The organism is Tritonibacter mobilis F1926 (genome assembly GCF_000376545.2).
Lineage (GTDB): Bacteria > Pseudomonadota > Alphaproteobacteria > Rhodobacterales > Rhodobacteraceae > Epibacterium > Epibacterium mobile.
In genome coordinates this window covers 533,282-547,342 of record NZ_CP015230.1, presented here as the reverse complement: position 1 = coordinate 547,342, position 14,061 = coordinate 533,282, and the positions used below count along the sequence as shown (strand labels likewise).

Annotated in this window: 14 protein-coding genes; 7 read left to right on the top strand and 7 right to left on the bottom strand. The window is 58.9% G+C overall.

The features are described 5' to 3' along the window. Window positions 1-4 precede the first annotated feature (4 nt). Window positions 5-1,672 (bottom strand): energy-dependent translational throttle protein EttA, encoded by a 1,668-nt coding sequence (ettA, locus tag K529_RS02580; protein WP_005622036.1) that lies wholly within the window; start codon window positions 1,670-1,672, stop codon window positions 5-7. Between the two features lie 231 nt (window positions 1,673-1,903). Here ettA and K529_RS02575 point away from each other — a divergent pair, with 231 nt between their 5' ends. From K529_RS02575 to dacB, 4 genes are all read left to right on the top strand, one after another. After that, on the top strand, window positions 1,904-2,119 hold the full coding sequence (locus K529_RS02575) for a hypothetical protein (protein WP_005622035.1): 216 nt from the start codon (window positions 1,904-1,906) through the stop codon (window positions 2,117-2,119). A gap of 226 nt (window positions 2,120-2,345) precedes the next feature. Then, the gene (locus K529_RS02570; RefSeq protein WP_005622033.1) at window positions 2,346-2,561 is read left to right on the top strand and encodes a hypothetical protein; all 216 of its coding nucleotides are present in this window, start codon (window positions 2,346-2,348) and stop codon (window positions 2,559-2,561) included. Window positions 2,562-2,785: 224 nt separating this feature from the next. Further along, entirely contained in the window at window positions 2,786-3,388 is a 603-nt protein-coding gene (locus K529_RS02565) for a nicotinate-nucleotide adenylyltransferase (protein WP_080929641.1), read from the top strand. 104 nt (window positions 3,389-3,492) lie between these two features. Beyond that, a complete protein-coding gene (gene dacB, locus K529_RS02560; RefSeq protein WP_046002832.1) occupies window positions 3,493-4,977 on the top strand; it encodes a D-alanyl-D-alanine carboxypeptidase/D-alanyl-D-alanine endopeptidase in 1,485 nt (494 codons plus the stop codon). 115 nt (window positions 4,978-5,092) lie between these two features. On the opposite strand, the gene K529_RS02555 is transcribed toward dacB, so the two are convergent. Next, window positions 5,093-5,515: a tellurite resistance TerB family protein gene (locus K529_RS02555; protein ID WP_005635429.1), complete on the bottom strand. Its 423-nt coding sequence runs from the start codon at window positions 5,513-5,515 to the stop codon at window positions 5,093-5,095. A gap of 221 nt (window positions 5,516-5,736) precedes the next feature. Here K529_RS02555 and K529_RS02550 point away from each other — a divergent pair, with 221 nt between their 5' ends. Beyond that, window positions 5,737-7,380 (top strand): lysine--tRNA ligase, encoded by a 1,644-nt coding sequence (locus K529_RS02550; RefSeq protein WP_005635432.1) that lies wholly within the window; start codon window positions 5,737-5,739, stop codon window positions 7,378-7,380. 95 nt (window positions 7,381-7,475) lie between these two features. Here K529_RS02550 and K529_RS02545 read toward each other — a convergent pair whose 3' ends face one another. Then, a complete protein-coding gene (locus tag K529_RS02545) occupies window positions 7,476-8,279 on the bottom strand; it encodes a helix-turn-helix transcriptional regulator (protein WP_005635435.1) in 804 nt (267 codons plus the stop codon). Between the two features lie 703 nt (window positions 8,280-8,982). Here K529_RS02545 and K529_RS02535 point away from each other — a divergent pair. Next, window positions 8,983-11,268: a glycosyl hydrolase family 28-related protein gene (locus K529_RS02535; protein ID WP_046002828.1), complete on the top strand. Its 2,286-nt coding sequence runs from the start codon at window positions 8,983-8,985 to the stop codon at window positions 11,266-11,268. On the opposite strand, the gene K529_RS02530 is transcribed toward K529_RS02535, so the two are convergent. Beyond that, on the bottom strand, window positions 11,265-11,858 hold the full coding sequence (locus K529_RS02530) for a HugZ family pyridoxamine 5'-phosphate oxidase (RefSeq protein ID WP_227511917.1): 594 nt from the start codon (window positions 11,856-11,858) through the stop codon (window positions 11,265-11,267). The two genes, K529_RS02535 and K529_RS02530, sit on opposite strands and share 4 nt — an antisense overlap. Further along, on the bottom strand, window positions 11,843-12,505 hold the full coding sequence (locus K529_RS02525; RefSeq protein WP_046002827.1) for a hypothetical protein: 663 nt from the start codon (window positions 12,503-12,505) through the stop codon (window positions 11,843-11,845). The genes K529_RS02530 and K529_RS02525 overlap by 16 nt, the downstream gene beginning before the upstream one ends. Before the next feature lie 103 nt (window positions 12,506-12,608). Here K529_RS02525 and K529_RS02520 point away from each other — a divergent pair, with 103 nt between their 5' ends. Next, complete coding sequence (locus tag K529_RS02520) at window positions 12,609-12,929, top strand: antibiotic biosynthesis monooxygenase family protein (RefSeq protein ID WP_005664059.1); 321 nt, start codon at window positions 12,609-12,611, stop codon at window positions 12,927-12,929. A gap of 21 nt (window positions 12,930-12,950) precedes the next feature. Here K529_RS02520 and K529_RS02515 read toward each other — a convergent pair whose 3' ends face one another. Both K529_RS02515 and K529_RS02510 read right to left on the bottom strand, forming a co-directional pair. Continuing rightward, window positions 12,951-13,490, bottom strand: a complete 540-nt coding sequence (locus K529_RS02515) for a hypothetical protein (RefSeq protein WP_046002826.1) — start codon at window positions 13,488-13,490, stop codon at window positions 12,951-12,953. Window positions 13,491-13,591: 101 nt separating this feature from the next. Next, entirely contained in the window at window positions 13,592-13,990 is a 399-nt protein-coding gene (locus K529_RS02510) for a hypothetical protein (protein ID WP_005664176.1), read from the bottom strand. Between the last annotated feature and the right edge of the window lie 71 nt (window positions 13,991-14,061).

Below are 14,061 nucleotides of genomic sequence, written 5' to 3'. Positions count from 1 at the left end.
AGCCTCACCGCACAAACTTCTTGTGCTTCAGGCGCTTGGGCTCCAATGCGTCCGGTCCCAGACGACGTTTCTTGTCTTCCTCATAGTCTTCGAAGTTGCCCTCGAACCACTCCACATGCGCGTCACCTTCAAAGGCGAGGATGTGGGTACAGATCCGGTCGAGGAAGAAACGGTCGTGCGAGATCACCACGGCGCAGCCGGCAAAATCGACCAGCGCATCCTCAAGCGCACGCAGGGTTTCCACGTCGAGGTCGTTGGTCGGCTCGTCGAGCAGCAGCACGTTGCCGCCTTCCTTCAAAAGGCGCGCCATGTGGACGCGGTTACGCTCACCCCCAGAGAGGAGGTTCAGCTTCTTCTGCTGATCGCCGCCCTTGAAGTTGAACGAGGAACAATAGGCGCGCGAATTGACCTGCGCATCGCCCAGCTCAATAATCTCGGCGCCGCCGGAAATCGCTTCCCAGACGGTGTCATTGTCGTTGAGGTCGTCGCGGGATTGGTCAACGTACGAGAGCTTCACCGTGTCGCCATAAGTGACGGAGCCCTCGTCGGGCTGCTCCTGACCGGTGAGCATCTTAAACAGCGTCGATTTACCAGCACCGTTGGGGCCGATCACGCCGACAATGCCACCGGGCGGCAGCGAGAAGGACAGCCCTTCGACCAGCTGCTTGTCGCCATAGTGTTTGCCGAGGTTTTCGACCTCGATCACCTTGCCACCCAGACGCGGGCCATTGGGGATGACGATCTGGGCGCGCCCGACCTTTTCCCGCTCGGAGGTGTTGGCCATCTCGTTATAGGCGGCGATACGGGCCTTGGATTTGGCCTGACGGGCTTTTTGACCCTGCCGCATCCATTCGAGTTCGCGCTCCAGCGTTTTCTGCTTGGCTTTGTCCTCGCGGGCTTCTTGCTGCAAACGCTTGGATTTCTGCTCCAGCCAGCTCGAGTAGTTGCCCTCGTAAGGAATGCCGCGCCCCCGGTCGAGTTCCAGAATCCAGCCGGTGATGTCATCGAGGAAGTAACGGTCGTGGGTCACGCAGAGGATGGTGCCCTTGTAGTCGATCAGGTGCTGTTGCAGCCAGGCGATGGTTTCCGCGTCCAGGTGGTTGGTCGGTTCGTCGAGCAGCAGCATATCGGGCGCTTCGAGCAGCAGTTTACACAGCGCCACGCGGCGTTTTTCACCGCCCGAGAGATCTTTGATCGCCGCATCATCCGGCGGGCAGCGCAGCGCCTCCATGGAGACATCCACCTGACTGTCGAGATCCCAGAGGTTCTCGGAATCGATGGCGTCTTGCAGCGCGGTCATCTCTTCCATCAGCTCGTCGGTGTAATTTTCAGCCATTTCAACCGCGATCTGGTTGAAGCGGTCGACCTTGGCCTTTTTCTCGGCCACGCCCAACATGACGTTTTCACGCACGGTGAGGCTCTCGTCGAGCTGCGGCTCCTGCGGCAGGTAGCCAACCTTGGCCCCCTCAGCCGACCAGGCCTCACCGGTGAAGTCCGTATCCATACCGGCCATGATCTTCATCAGGGTCGATTTACCGGCACCGTTGACGCCGACAACACCGATTTTCACGCCGGGCAGGAAGGACAGATGGATGTTTTCAAAGCATTTCTTGCCACCCGGGTAGGTCTTGGAGACGCCCTGCATGTGGTAAACGTACTGGTAGGAGGCCATGGGATTGCTCCGTCATTAGGGGAAAGAGTTTGGCCGCTGTGATAGCGCGTGCGACGGGCAGGAGCAATCGCTGCCGTGCAGGTGCGCAAGCGGGCAAGTCATCGCGCGCCTTGCCGTAACGTCACTGACCATATTCTGACCACATTTATCTACAATTCTTCCAGACATGCAGCCCGTATCCGCAGAAGCGGAGAGTCGCAGAACGCCGGGCGAGGCAACAGGAGACCAAATATGATCGTGGCAGCACTCATCCTTGGGGTTATAAGCGGGGCATTGTCCGCGCTCAGTGCAGGGCTGTTTTTTGATGTGAGTTTTTGGCTCTGCTGTGCTATATATATGTCGACAGGGCTCTTTGTGACGGTGCTAACGCTCTTTGTTGCAACAGTTTTGCGCGCGCGGCGCGAGGACACAATGGAACGCGACGACCGGTCCATCGCCCATGCCTAAGGTGGCTTATGATCCGGCGATGTGCGGGTGTGGAAATAAGCCCTTTTTGTTTCTGGCGCGATCCCGCTCAAACAGCATCAAACACCGTCGCGTTAACCTTTTCTCAATACAATTCTGCTAGTTTAGGATGAGTGGCTTTGAACAAATCAATTAAAGATTGAACATCAAAGCACCGTAATTCGGCTTGATCTTGGGTCGAAAACTGACTGAGGGAGGATCGCAAACAATGGCTTTCGCTGGATTGCTCCTAGGCATGGTTGCCGGGCTGATCACCGCCTCCATCGGGTATATCGCATTGGATCTGTCGATCTTGATCTGCCTGCTTATCTATTCCTTCGTCGGCGCCCTCAGCACATTGAGTGTCACGCTGCTTGCGCATTTTCTGCACAACCGTTCGTCCGAGTGGGAGTCAAACTCCTCGCATGAAACCGCAGTTGGCTGACACCTGAGAGATCACTCCTCGACGCAAGTGAACACTTCTAATCCCGGTCGCCGTGGGCGGATTTAGACATCCAACTTGAACGCACATTTCGGTGATAGATGTGCCACTTCTCATGCTGGGTCATATCAGATGCGCGCCTGTCCGCCCCTGATCCTGCGCGACAACAAACCGAGTGCCGCGCAAGCCGTTGCCTTCCCCTGCTAAATCTGCGCATCAATCCGATGATGAGACATGCGTATCCCTATCTCGCGCCCGGCATGACCGTGGGCCTATTGGGTGGATCTTTTGATCCCCCCCACGAAGGTCATGTGCAGATCTCGCGCGCGGCACTGAAACGCTTTGGTCTGGATCAGTTGTGGTGGCTGGTGACCCCCGGCAACCCGCTGAAGGAAAACCCGCCTGCGTCCATGGCCCGTCGCGTGCAGGCGGCCCGCGAGATCATGGACCACCCAAAGGTGCGCATCAGCGATATCGAAGCCCGCCTCGGCACGCGCTACACCGCCCAAACTCTACGCGCCTTGCGCAAGTCTTACCCCCGCGTGCGGTTTGTCTGGCTGATGGGGGCGGATAACCTCGCTCATTTTCACCGCTGGAAAGATTGGCGCGAAATCCTCGACAGCGTTCCAGTGGGGGTTCTGGCCCGCCCCGGCGAACGCATTTCCGCCAGGCTGTCTCCGGCCGCGCGCATCTACAGTCGCTACCGCATTCCCGCCGCACAGAGCCAGCGGTTGGCGCGGGCTGATACGCCTGCCTGGTGTTTTCTCAATGTCCCAATGATCGACGCCTCATCCACCGAGATCCGCAAACGTGGTGGCTGGTCCGAATGACCCACGCCCGGCGCAACCGACGTGCCACGTCACAAAAACTTCTTGGTGATATGACCTTCAAAGCATTTGCCCTTGGCTTGGGAATTTGATTCACAATGTTCACCATGATTTCACGTCGTCGCTTCCTCAGCACCGCCCTCGCAGGTCTCGCCACCGGCCCGGCCCTCGCCAACGCCCCCGGCCTCACCCCGCGCCCCAAGGCACGCGGTGTCAGCCCCTACACCCCCGGTGCGGACGGGCTGGAGGCCATCCTCAAAGGTGCAGGGCTTTCGGGCGAAAGCGCCTGCGTGGTCGCAGATGCCCGCACCGGTCGGATACTTGAAAGCGCGCGGGGCGACGCCGCGCTCCCCCCCGCCAGCGTCGCGAAGGTTTTGACCGCGCTCTATGCGCTCGACTCGCTGGGCGCAGGCTACCGTTTCCGCACGCGCCTGATTGCCACAGGTCCACTCAGCAACGGCATCATCCAAGGCGATCTGGTATTGGCCGGAGGGGGTGATCCCACTCTCGACACCGACGCGCTAGCCGATCTTGCAGCCCAGATGAAGGCCGCCGGGGTACGCGGTATCTCTGGCCGTCTGTTGATCTGGGACGACATGCTGCCCTATGTGCGCTCCATCGACCCGGATCAGCCCGACCACATCGGCTACAGCCCCTCGGTGAGCGGTATTGCCCTGAATTTCAACCGGGTTCACTTTGAATGGAAACGCGCAGGCGGCAGCTGGGCCATCACCATGGACGCCCGCACTCAAAAATACCGCCCCGATGTCTATACTTCCAAGATGGCGCTCGCCCGTCGTGACTTGCCCGTCTACAGCTATCAGGACAAGGCAGGCGTCGATCACTGGACCGTTGCCAGCGGGGCGCTCGGCAATGGTGGCGCGCGCTGGTTGCCGGTACGCAACCCGGCGCTTTATGCAGGGGATGTCTTTCAGACGCTGTCGCGCGCAAATGGCATCTCGCTGCCCAACCCCAAAGTGACCGCCTCGCTGCCCGGCGGCAATGTCATCGCACAGATCCAAAGCGCACCCCTGCCGGACCTGCTGGAAGCGATGCTCAAATATTCCAACAACTTGATGGCCGAAATGATCGGCATGACCGCAACCGTCAATCGCGGCAGCCGTCCCTCCAGCCTCAAATCCTCCGCTCAGATCATGAACGATTGGGCGCGCAGCAACCTTGGAATGCAGCGCTGTCGGATGGTGGATCACTCTGGCCTTGGCGAAGAATCCCGCCTCACCGCAGACGATATGGTGCGCGCGTTGATCGCCTCGCGCCGCACCGGCGCGCTAAAGCCGCTGCTAAAGCCCTATTATTTCAGCGACGCCAAAGGCCGCCCCATAAAGACCCACCCGGTCAAGATCGCAGCAAAGACCGGCACGCTAAACTTCGTCTCCGGCCTTGGCGGTTTTATCACCACCCCGGACGGCAATGAGCTGGCATTCGCGATCTTCAGCGCCGATCAGCGCGCCCGGACCAAAATCAGCCGCGCCGAACGCGAACGCCCCCGCGGCGGGCGCAGCTGGAACACGCATGCCAAGAAACTACAAGAAAGCCTGCTGGACCGCTGGGGGCAGGTCTACGGCTCCTAACCCACATAAAAAAGGGGCGCTCCCTCGCGCCCCTCTCGTTCCATAAGACATCTCTTCTAACCAGAAATATCCCGGAGCGCGAGGCAGCGCCTCGCATCTCGCCCACATACACGCCTCAGACCATGTGACGTGCGCGCGAGCCCCGTTCAATCGCCGCCGCATGCAGCCGATCCACATTCAGCTCATAGCGGATCTCTTCCAGCAAACGCAGCTCACCTTCGTTCAGCTTGCCATCCGCCGCCGCCACATCGCAGGCCAGCGCATAGCAGGTCTCGGTGAGGCGCTCGGGCAGGATATCTCGCACCAAACCAAACAGCGCATCCAGCCCGTCTTCCTGCTCAAACAGGTCAAAGACCGTGCGCGAGACGGCTGCAATCCGATCCGCATCATATTCGGCAAAGATCGGCAGCATATTGACCGCATTCTGGATCTTCACCAGCTCAGCGGTGCGAATGTCCTCGTCCGATGCCGACACAGCCACCATAACCGCCACAAGGCAGTCCTGCGGGGTCAGCAACTGGATGGTCTCTTCTGTCATCTAGGGCGTCCTTTGTGCCTGAAACTGCGGATTTTCTCCTCCTCCAAGAATAAGCCCCCCCCTGCCCCGCATACAACAATGCACCGCGCGAAAAGTGGTTTTCCGCCCATGCTCAGAGAACGGCGCTTGTTGACTCACGCTGCACAGGCACAATAGAGAAGCGCGTCGGTGTGCATGGTGCCACCACACATCCCTGAAAAAGACGCTGACTGGAGTACATCATGTCTGTTCTGCGCGAAGAAGCTCTGAAGAGCAAAGCCTGGCCGTTTGAAGAAGCACGCCGTGTTCTCAAACGTTACGCCAAGGGCGCGCCAGAAAAGGGCTATGTCCTCTTTGAGACAGGTTACGGCCCTTCCGGCCTGCCCCATATCGGCACCTTTGGCGAGGTGGCCCGCACCACCATGATCAAGACCGCCTTCGAAGTGATCTCCGATATTCCGACCAAGCTGATCTGCTTTTCGGATGATCTCGACGGGATGCGCAAAATCCCCGGCAACGTGCCCAATTCCGAGAGCCTCACGGAGCATCTGCAAAAGCCGCTTACTTCGGTGCCGGACCCGTTTGGCACGCATGACAGCTTTGGCCATCACAACAACGCCATGCTGCGCCGCTTCCTCGACACCTTTGGGTTCGAGTATGAGTTTTATTCTGCGACCGAATTCTATGGCTCCGGCCAATTCGACGAGGTTTTGAAGCGCGCAGTTGAAAAATACGACGACATCATGGCGATCATGCTGAAGTCCCTGCGTGAAGAGCGCCGCCAGACCTATTCCATCTTCCTGCCGATCCACCCGGACACCGGCCGCGTACTTTATGTGCCGATGAAGAAAGTCTGCGCTGAGACCTACACCATCACCTTTGATGATGAGGACGGCAAGGAATGGACCCTGCCCGTCACCGGCGGCAATGTGAAATTGCAGTGGAAGCCTGACTTTGGCGCACGTTGGGCCGCGCTTGGCGTCGATTTTGAGATGTACGGCAAGGACCACTCCACCAATACGCCGATCTATGACGGCATCTGCCGGGTGCTGGGCCAGCGCGCGCCGGAGCATTTCACCTATGAATTGTTCCTCGATGAAAACGGCCAGAAGATCTCCAAGACCTCCGGCAACGGTGTCTCCATCGACGAGTGGCTGACCTACGCCTCGACCGAGAGCCTCGCGTATTTCATGTATCAAAAGCCCAAGACCGCCAAGCGGATGCATTTTGACGTGATCCCCAAGGCGGTGGATGAATATCACCAGCAATTGCGGGCCTATCACGGTCAGGACCTGAAGGCGCAGCTCAACAATCCGGTCTGGCACATCCACGGCGGCAACGTCCCGCAGTCGGATATGGTGGTGCCGTTCTCGATGCTCTTGAACATCGCCAGCGTCTCCAACGCCGAGGACAAGGAAACCCTCTGGGGCTTCATCAACAAATACGCGCCCGACGCCACCGCCGAGACCCATCCCGGCATGGATCAGGCCGCAGGCCATGCGGTGCGCTACTTCAATGACTTCGTGAAGCCCGCAAAAACCTACCGTCTGCCCACCGATCAGGAGCGCGCAGCCCTCACGGATCTGGCCGATGCGCTGCGTTCGCCAGAGGCGGCACTGGCGGTCATCGCCAAGAAAAACGAGATGGTCGGCAACGATGATCCGCTGCCCGAAGCCAATTTTGCCGACGACGAGTTCCTGCAGTCCGTGGTCTTTGCCATTGGCAAGATCCACGGGTTTGAGCCCCTTCGTGCGTGGTTCTCCGCGATCTACGAGGTGCTTTTGGGCGCGAGCCAAGGTCCGCGATTTGGCGGCTTCATCGCGCTTTATGGCGTTGAGGACACCATCGCGCTGATCGAGAGCGCCTTGGCGGGCGAATTGGCCTAAAGGTCACTTTGAACACAAAACTTCTGACGGGCGCGCTGTATCTCAGGGCGCCCGTTTTGCGTTCCCTATCGTCAGGCGAGCATAAATCGCCTTCCTTAAAAATGCAGACGCCCCGGCTCCGCTTCAGAGAGCGCAAGGACGGAATCATAGAGCACCATGATATCGGCGGGGATCTCTGATCTCAGCTTGATCCCCGTCAACAACTGGTTGGGTTCCTGCTCTACTTGCCGCCCGATAAATTTCAAAGCTGTGATACTTGTGGTCACGCGCGCGCCACTGATAAAACGGTGCCCCATCTTCTGCCCAGCCAGCTCTGCGCCATAGCCATCCAGACGCCGCAACGCCATCGACCCCATCGTGTTGCGGACACGAATATTGGTCTGAAACACGGTCACTTTTCCCTCGGCCTCGTAGTAGCGCCCCCAGAATTCTTGGGGGACAATGGTGCCATCGGCACGCGCGGCCTGATTATATCGATAGTACAACCCGCCGGTTTTCTGGGGGATAAAATGCGTGAGGCTCAGGACGAACTGATCACTCGGGTCTCCATAGCGAGTGACCTCCCAATAAAACCCCGGTTCGACCAATCCTGTGTTGGGTGATGCGTTTTCATTAAACAACTGGTCTAGCGGCATTTTCTCAGGATCTGTCTCTCTCGTGACAGCTTGTCCGGCCAAACTGTCCAAAGACACACCAAGCGCCGATGCGATCCGGTATGCCGTCGCCAATGAGGGGATGTTCTCACCGCTTAGATACCGGTTGAACTGCTGCCGATTGAGGCCCGCGTTCTTGCAGATGTGAGCGATTGCCCCGCGTTTTTCAACAAGCTCACCGAGCTGCGCACAGAACAGATCGCGCTCAAATGCACTCCCGCTCTTGTTTTGGGATTCCTCAGACACTTTAGGCACTCGTTAAAATGAATGTTTCAATAGATACGCATCCGCTTACTTTAGCAGCAAATACGTGACGGACCACTCGAATATTCTGAATTCCTTGCGCAGAAGTTTTTAGAAAACCAAAGTTACGAAATTCAACCAGAGGCCTATGTGCGCTACCATCATAAACGTCAGAGTGTTGCGCAAAGGTATGTCCCTCCCAACTTCACCGGGGTGCAGCGCATCTGACGAACGCAGAGAAAAGCCTTTGAACCGGGTTATGGTGTTTTGGATGAATGGTGTTGTCATTTGGGTCGATGCAGAGAGCAGTGAGGCAATCGTCTGGTGCGAGGACCATGACGAACTGGCTTATTGCGACCTATCCCTTGAAGAAAGCATCCGCCCTTGCACGCCCGGCCTTTGGGTCACATTTCGCCTGAAGGACGATACCGGAGTGCGCGTTGCATATGACATTGCTCCAGCCGCTCATCCCGACTCGCCTGATCTTGCTTTGCTTCTGCGTTCACCTCTTCAGACGGGCTTTCTGCTCTAGCCTGTCCGCACGCCACTCACGGCATGGGGTCCCGCTGCGGGACCCCATTTCCTTTGGGCGCAAGCCTGCGCCGGGTGTTGCACATGGAGCGTACGCTCTCCTGAGCGAGAGTTAAATTCAAACTGGTAAAACCCTTCCTCACTCCCGGCGTGGTGGAACAGGAAAGGGTTTTTCATGAACAAGGCAATCACCGACGGTCTGCAACTGATGCCGCCCGCGTTTAGCGACGGATTGGGCGTCTGGTCCAGCGGCGACGGCACACCCGGCTCTGACACCTATGACGGGGCGGCAAATGCTGCCGTGGTTGCGGGGGACGCCGATTTTGGCGGCTGTCTGGAGCTGCAAAAGACCGACAGTACCCAGCGGCTGCGCTACATGGGCGAAACGCCGATCCTGCCGGGCTGCTACCTGCGGGTGACCGCCCGCGTCAAAGCCATGAGCGGCGCTTTTCCCACCGTGCGCATCGCGGGCTGGGTCGGGGCGGCCAACAACTCCCATGTCTCTGGCGTGATCGAGAGCGGCCCCGGAATCACCCTCAACGCCTATGGCGAGGTGGTCGAGGTGCAGGCCATCGTCGGCACCGGCAGCAGGTCGGGTGTCGATATGCCCTGGGGGCTGGACGCCGCCTACGGGCATCTCGGGCTGAATCTGACCGGGGCCAATGGTGGTGTGATCCGCGTCGACGACATCGTGATCGAGGACATCACCAGCGTCTTTTTGCGCGATATGCTGAGCGTGGTGGATGTGACCGATTTTGGCGCTGTGGGCGATGGCACCACCAATTGCCACGCCGCGTTCGAGGCGGCGGATGACGCCGCCAATGGCCGTCGCATTCTGGTGCCCGAGGGCGAATTTCGGATCAACAACACGCTGTCGCTCAATCATGATGTGATCTTTGAGGGCACATTGTCGATGCCCGACAGCGCCATGCTCCTGCTGACCAAGAGCTATGACTATCCGACCTATGCGGCGGCGTTTGGGGATGAGGAACTGGCCTTCAAGAAGGCGTTTCAGGCGCTGTTGAACAGTGTCGATCACGAAAGCCTCGATCTCGGCGGGCGCAGCATCGCCGTCAGCGGCCCCATCGACATGCAGGCAGCGGTGCCCAACCGGACCAGCTATGCCACCCGCCGCTATATCCGCAACGGCCAGTTCACGGCGCAGACGGGCGCGAGTTGGGATCATGACGTGGTCACGGCGCAGGCGACCTATGACAGCTCTGACAAGAAGAAACTGACCAATGTGGCCAATATCTCGGCCATTCCAGTGGGCGCGCTGGTCGAGGGTGCAGGTGTCGGGCGTGAGGTCTATGTCACCGCAAAGAACGTCGGCGCGACCGAGTTGACCCTGAGCCAGCCCTTGTATGACGCCGAAGGGACGCAGAATTTCACCTTCACCGCGTTCAAATACATGCTGGATTTTTCCGGCTTCTCTGCGCTGAAGAAGTTCGGCATCTCCGGCGTGGAATTCCAGTGTAATGGCGTCGCCAGCGCGTTGCGTCTGGCGCCCGCAGGCACCGTTTTTGCGTTGCATGACTGTTTCTTCACCCGCCCCAAGGCGCGCGGGATCACCTCGATCGGCAGCGGCTGTCAGGGCATGCTGGTGGACAATTGCCAGTTCCTGTCGGACGAAGACGCCATGGATGTGGCGGATCGCGAGAGTATTGCGCTCAACGTGAACTCCAACGATGTGAAGCTGCGCCACAACCGCGCCACGCGGTTCCTGCATTGGGCGGTGATGGCCGGGTCGAACCACACGGTCACCGGCAACCATTTCTTTCAGGGCGACAGTGTTGCGGGCGGCATCCGCACCGCCGGGATCGTGGTGACGGATACCTATGCCTCGCACACGATTTCCGAGAACTACATCGACAACTGCTTTATCGAGTGGACCAATGAATATGACGCAAACCCCGATTTCAGTAGCGGGTTCTCCTTTGCGGCCATGTCGATCACCGACAATGTGTTCCTCAGCGGCGACGTGGCGAGCTGGTTCAGCTATATCGTGATAAAGCCCTATGGCAGCGGGCATTTTCTGAATGGGGTATCGGTCACTGGCAACAAGTTCCGGTCGATCAACGGCACCATCGACCGGGCCGAGCGGGTCGATACCAGCTTTGCCACTCTCGATTTCTCGCGCTCAAAGGACGTGTTCTTTGACGCCAACAGCTTTCACAACGTCAGCACCCAGTGCCGCAACCCGCTGCGGGTGGAGTTCGACCAGAATACCGCTGCCAGTACCTGGACCATACCCACCGGCGGCACGCTGCCGTTTCAGGGCTACAGCCGCGCGGTGGATGCGGTGATCGTTGAGGGATCACTGCGCGGCAGCAGTGGCGCGGTGGTTTATCCCGGCCACTATGTGCGTACGCAGGAAGGCAGCAACAATGACGAGATCGACATCGTCTGGGAACAGGCCGTGCGCGGCACCGTGCGGGCGCTGATCCGCATCGACCGCTAGGCGCTCAGGCCCAGATCGGCGGGGGTGAGCACATAGGCTTTGCCAAAACCGCCGTTCAAAAAGGCCTCATCAATCTGGAACCGCACGAAGTGGAAATCGGCAAAGCCGATGTAGAGCTTGGCCTTGGGGTGGCGGCGCAGATACTGCGCGGCCATCTCCTCATGCGCGGGGCAGGCGTTGGGCAGGATCTCGGCGCGGCCATTGAGCGTGAGGCGTGGATGAGTCAGCGGATCGCCCTTGTCGCCGGGCTCCCCGATCAGGAGCGACACCTGCGGGCGCGCGGTGATCGCCTGCGTGTGCTGCGCCAGTGTAGACACCAGAGAGATCGGTCGCCCCCCAGTATCCAGCGCAAAGGCCACGCGGCTCTGGACCGGGTGACCTGCCGCGCTGAGCGTGGCCAATGCGGCAAATGTCGCGCTCTGCATCAAATCGGACGCAAGGCCGCGCGCCTCAGCATCGGTGGCGCGGATGGGTGATTTTGGGTCTTTCGGGGTATTTGTATTTTCTGGCACGGCTGCGCTCTCCGGTTTGCAAAACAGGCCGGGCGGGCGGATCACGATCCGGCTGGCGAGGCTCAAAACCTGTGCCACAACTCCACCGTCAGTCCAAGCCGCTCCGCGCCAAAAGACCGCAACTCCAACCCGGTCAGCACTTCTTGTTGAGGTGAAAGCTGCCAGCGCAGCCCCGGCAGCGCCTTCCAGATCATCTCACCGCCGTCTGGCTGATAGAGTTCTGTACGCAGGATCACAGAAGGTCCGGTTTTGCGCGCAATCCCCAAGGCGCTGTCGAGCTTCCATGCGGCGAGATCCCCGCCGCGCCGCCACTCGCGTGTGAGATCAAAATTAACCCAACCATCGCGGCCCTGCCAAGACAACCCGCGGCCCGCAGAGAGGCTGAGCCGCCGCATGCCGGACCACTGCGCCCCTTCGCGCCCGAACCCGCTTGCAAGCTCAAACGCTAATTGCCAGCCCTGATCCGATTGGCGCAGTGGCAGCCGCGCGAACACAAGAGCATGGGCGCTCTTGGTCCTCATATCCGTGCTGTGATGCAAATCGAGACCAAAGGTCAGCCGCCGCGACACCCCATAAGCGACATAGCCGCTGAGCTCTTGTCCGGACGCGCGCGCCCTGAGCGCGGTTGAGGTGAAACCACCGCCCTTTTGCTCCAGCCACGCGCCCGCCAAAGCAGGCAGCGACCACAGCTGGCCAATAAGAGCAATGAGGATGGGCAGACGCATCGGCCAAGCCTTTTGAAATCACACCCACTCCACCTATGGTAGAGCAAGCCGATGTAGACTTTCAAGCGCATTGGATTACGCTTTGAGAAGGGAGGACGTTCTCATGCCGACAATCAAGAAGTCAGACGATCTACAGACGGTCATCACCACATTCGAGGTCACGCCGGGCACCTGTCAGGATTTGATCGACACGCTGGAGGCCGCCTATGCAGAATTCATCTCGCATCAGCCGGGATTTATCGCCGCCGGGCTGCATGTGAATGACGCACAAACGCGGGTCGCCAATTACTCGCAATGGCAAAAACGTGAGGACTTTATGGAGATGCTGCGCTCAACAGAGATGCGCAAGCGCAACCGAGCGCTAAATGCGCTGTGCCGCAGTTTTGAGCCGGTGATGTATGATGTGGTCACGACATTCGGCTAGGCTCGGGATCAAAGGGGCCCCTTAGCGCGGCACAGCGAGCGCCGCGCGTATCATGGTATAATTGGCACCGATCGCATCCGCGATGTCTTGGAGATGCGGCTTTTGCAGCGGCCTCGTCGCGCGCAGGAGTGATGCCCTCGCCTCTTCCATCGCGCGCAGGGTTTCACGTTTCACCGCCTCCTGCGTGCCGGGTTTGATCGCGCCATAGCTCATGATGCCTCGGCGCAAGCGCGTCGCGGTGGGGTCGGCATTGGCTGCAACCATCGCGCCAACCCGCTGCTCTACGCTGTTGAGCGCCTCATAGGCGGGCAGATAATCAATGCTTCCTTTGATCAGTCGCGCCGCAATATTGTAAGATTTCACAATACAATCAAAGCGGTAAGCTTCAAACAGCTGAAGGCACAAGCCAACCTCATGCTCCAGCGTCCGCACCACTTCGCGCGTTGTACGCTGATTGACTGTATTGCTGGACCCGTCACCCGCCGCGATAAAATTTCGCGCCATCGCTAAGGGGGCATTGAGACACAGAAAAATAACAAAAACACTGATCAAAACACGCATGATCAACCCATCCTTTCGATGAGATCACCTGCGTGAGAATACCATAAAATCTGTCGCGAGCGTATAGCACTCTGCGCACGCGCGAGGGGGAAAAGCGCGGCTTATTTGGCTTTTTCAGGATAGAGCACCCGACATTGCGCGGCGGCCTCTGCGGCGCGGCTTTGGGCGGCGGGCAGCGCGTCCTGGAGCCGACGCAGTTTCTTGCGCTCTTCTTTTACGTCGATACTGACCGGGGTCTCAATCGTGCGATAATAGGTCTCTGGACAGGGGTAGTAGCCGACCACTTTACCGTCGTTGACCCGTCGGCAACTGTAGAAAACCGTCTCTGGCACGGTCTGTCGATGGATCGCGTAACCGCGCGTGATATTGGCTTCGGTCTCTTTGATCTTGTTTAGAATCTGCGTTTGTTCTGAGGCCCCTTTGCGGATGCATCGTTCCTGAGGCGTGGCGCAGGCGGCGAGCACCGCAAGGGCAGAAAGGGTCAGAGAGACACGGAACATGAAAGGCGTCCTATGATTGCAGCAAATCGGTTTTATTATGCCAATACCTTAGCAGATATGCCCTTGTTATT

Bases quoted from the DNA above. Each gene is read 5' to 3' on its own strand.
- ettA (WP_005622036.1), bottom strand. From the start codon at position 1,672: ATGGCCTCCTACCAGTACGTTTACCACATGCAGGGCGTCTCCAAGACC.
- K529_RS02575 (WP_005622035.1), top strand. From the start codon at position 1,904: ATGATCGTGGCAGCACTCATCCTTGGGGTTATAAGCGGGGCATTGTCC.
- K529_RS02570 (WP_005622033.1), top strand. From the start codon at position 2,346: ATGGCTTTCGCTGGATTGCTCCTAGGCATGGTTGCCGGGCTGATCACC.
- K529_RS02565 (WP_080929641.1), top strand. From the start codon at position 2,786: ATGAGACATGCGTATCCCTATCTCGCGCCCGGCATGACCGTGGGCCTA.
- dacB (WP_046002832.1), top strand. From the start codon at position 3,493: ATGATTTCACGTCGTCGCTTCCTCAGCACCGCCCTCGCAGGTCTCGCC.
- K529_RS02555 (WP_005635429.1), bottom strand. From the start codon at position 5,515: ATGACAGAAGAGACCATCCAGTTGCTGACCCCGCAGGACTGCCTTGTG.
- K529_RS02550 (WP_005635432.1), top strand. From the start codon at position 5,737: ATGTCTGTTCTGCGCGAAGAAGCTCTGAAGAGCAAAGCCTGGCCGTTT.
- K529_RS02535 (WP_046002828.1), top strand. From the start codon at position 8,983: ATGAACAAGGCAATCACCGACGGTCTGCAACTGATGCCGCCCGCGTTT.
- K529_RS02525 (WP_046002827.1), bottom strand. From the start codon at position 12,505: ATGCGTCTGCCCATCCTCATTGCTCTTATTGGCCAGCTGTGGTCGCTG.
- K529_RS02520 (WP_005664059.1), top strand. From the start codon at position 12,609: ATGCCGACAATCAAGAAGTCAGACGATCTACAGACGGTCATCACCACA.
- K529_RS02515 (WP_046002826.1), bottom strand. From the start codon at position 13,490: ATGCGTGTTTTGATCAGTGTTTTTGTTATTTTTCTGTGTCTCAATGCC.
- K529_RS02510 (WP_005664176.1), bottom strand. From the start codon at position 13,990: ATGTTCCGTGTCTCTCTGACCCTTTCTGCCCTTGCGGTGCTCGCCGCC.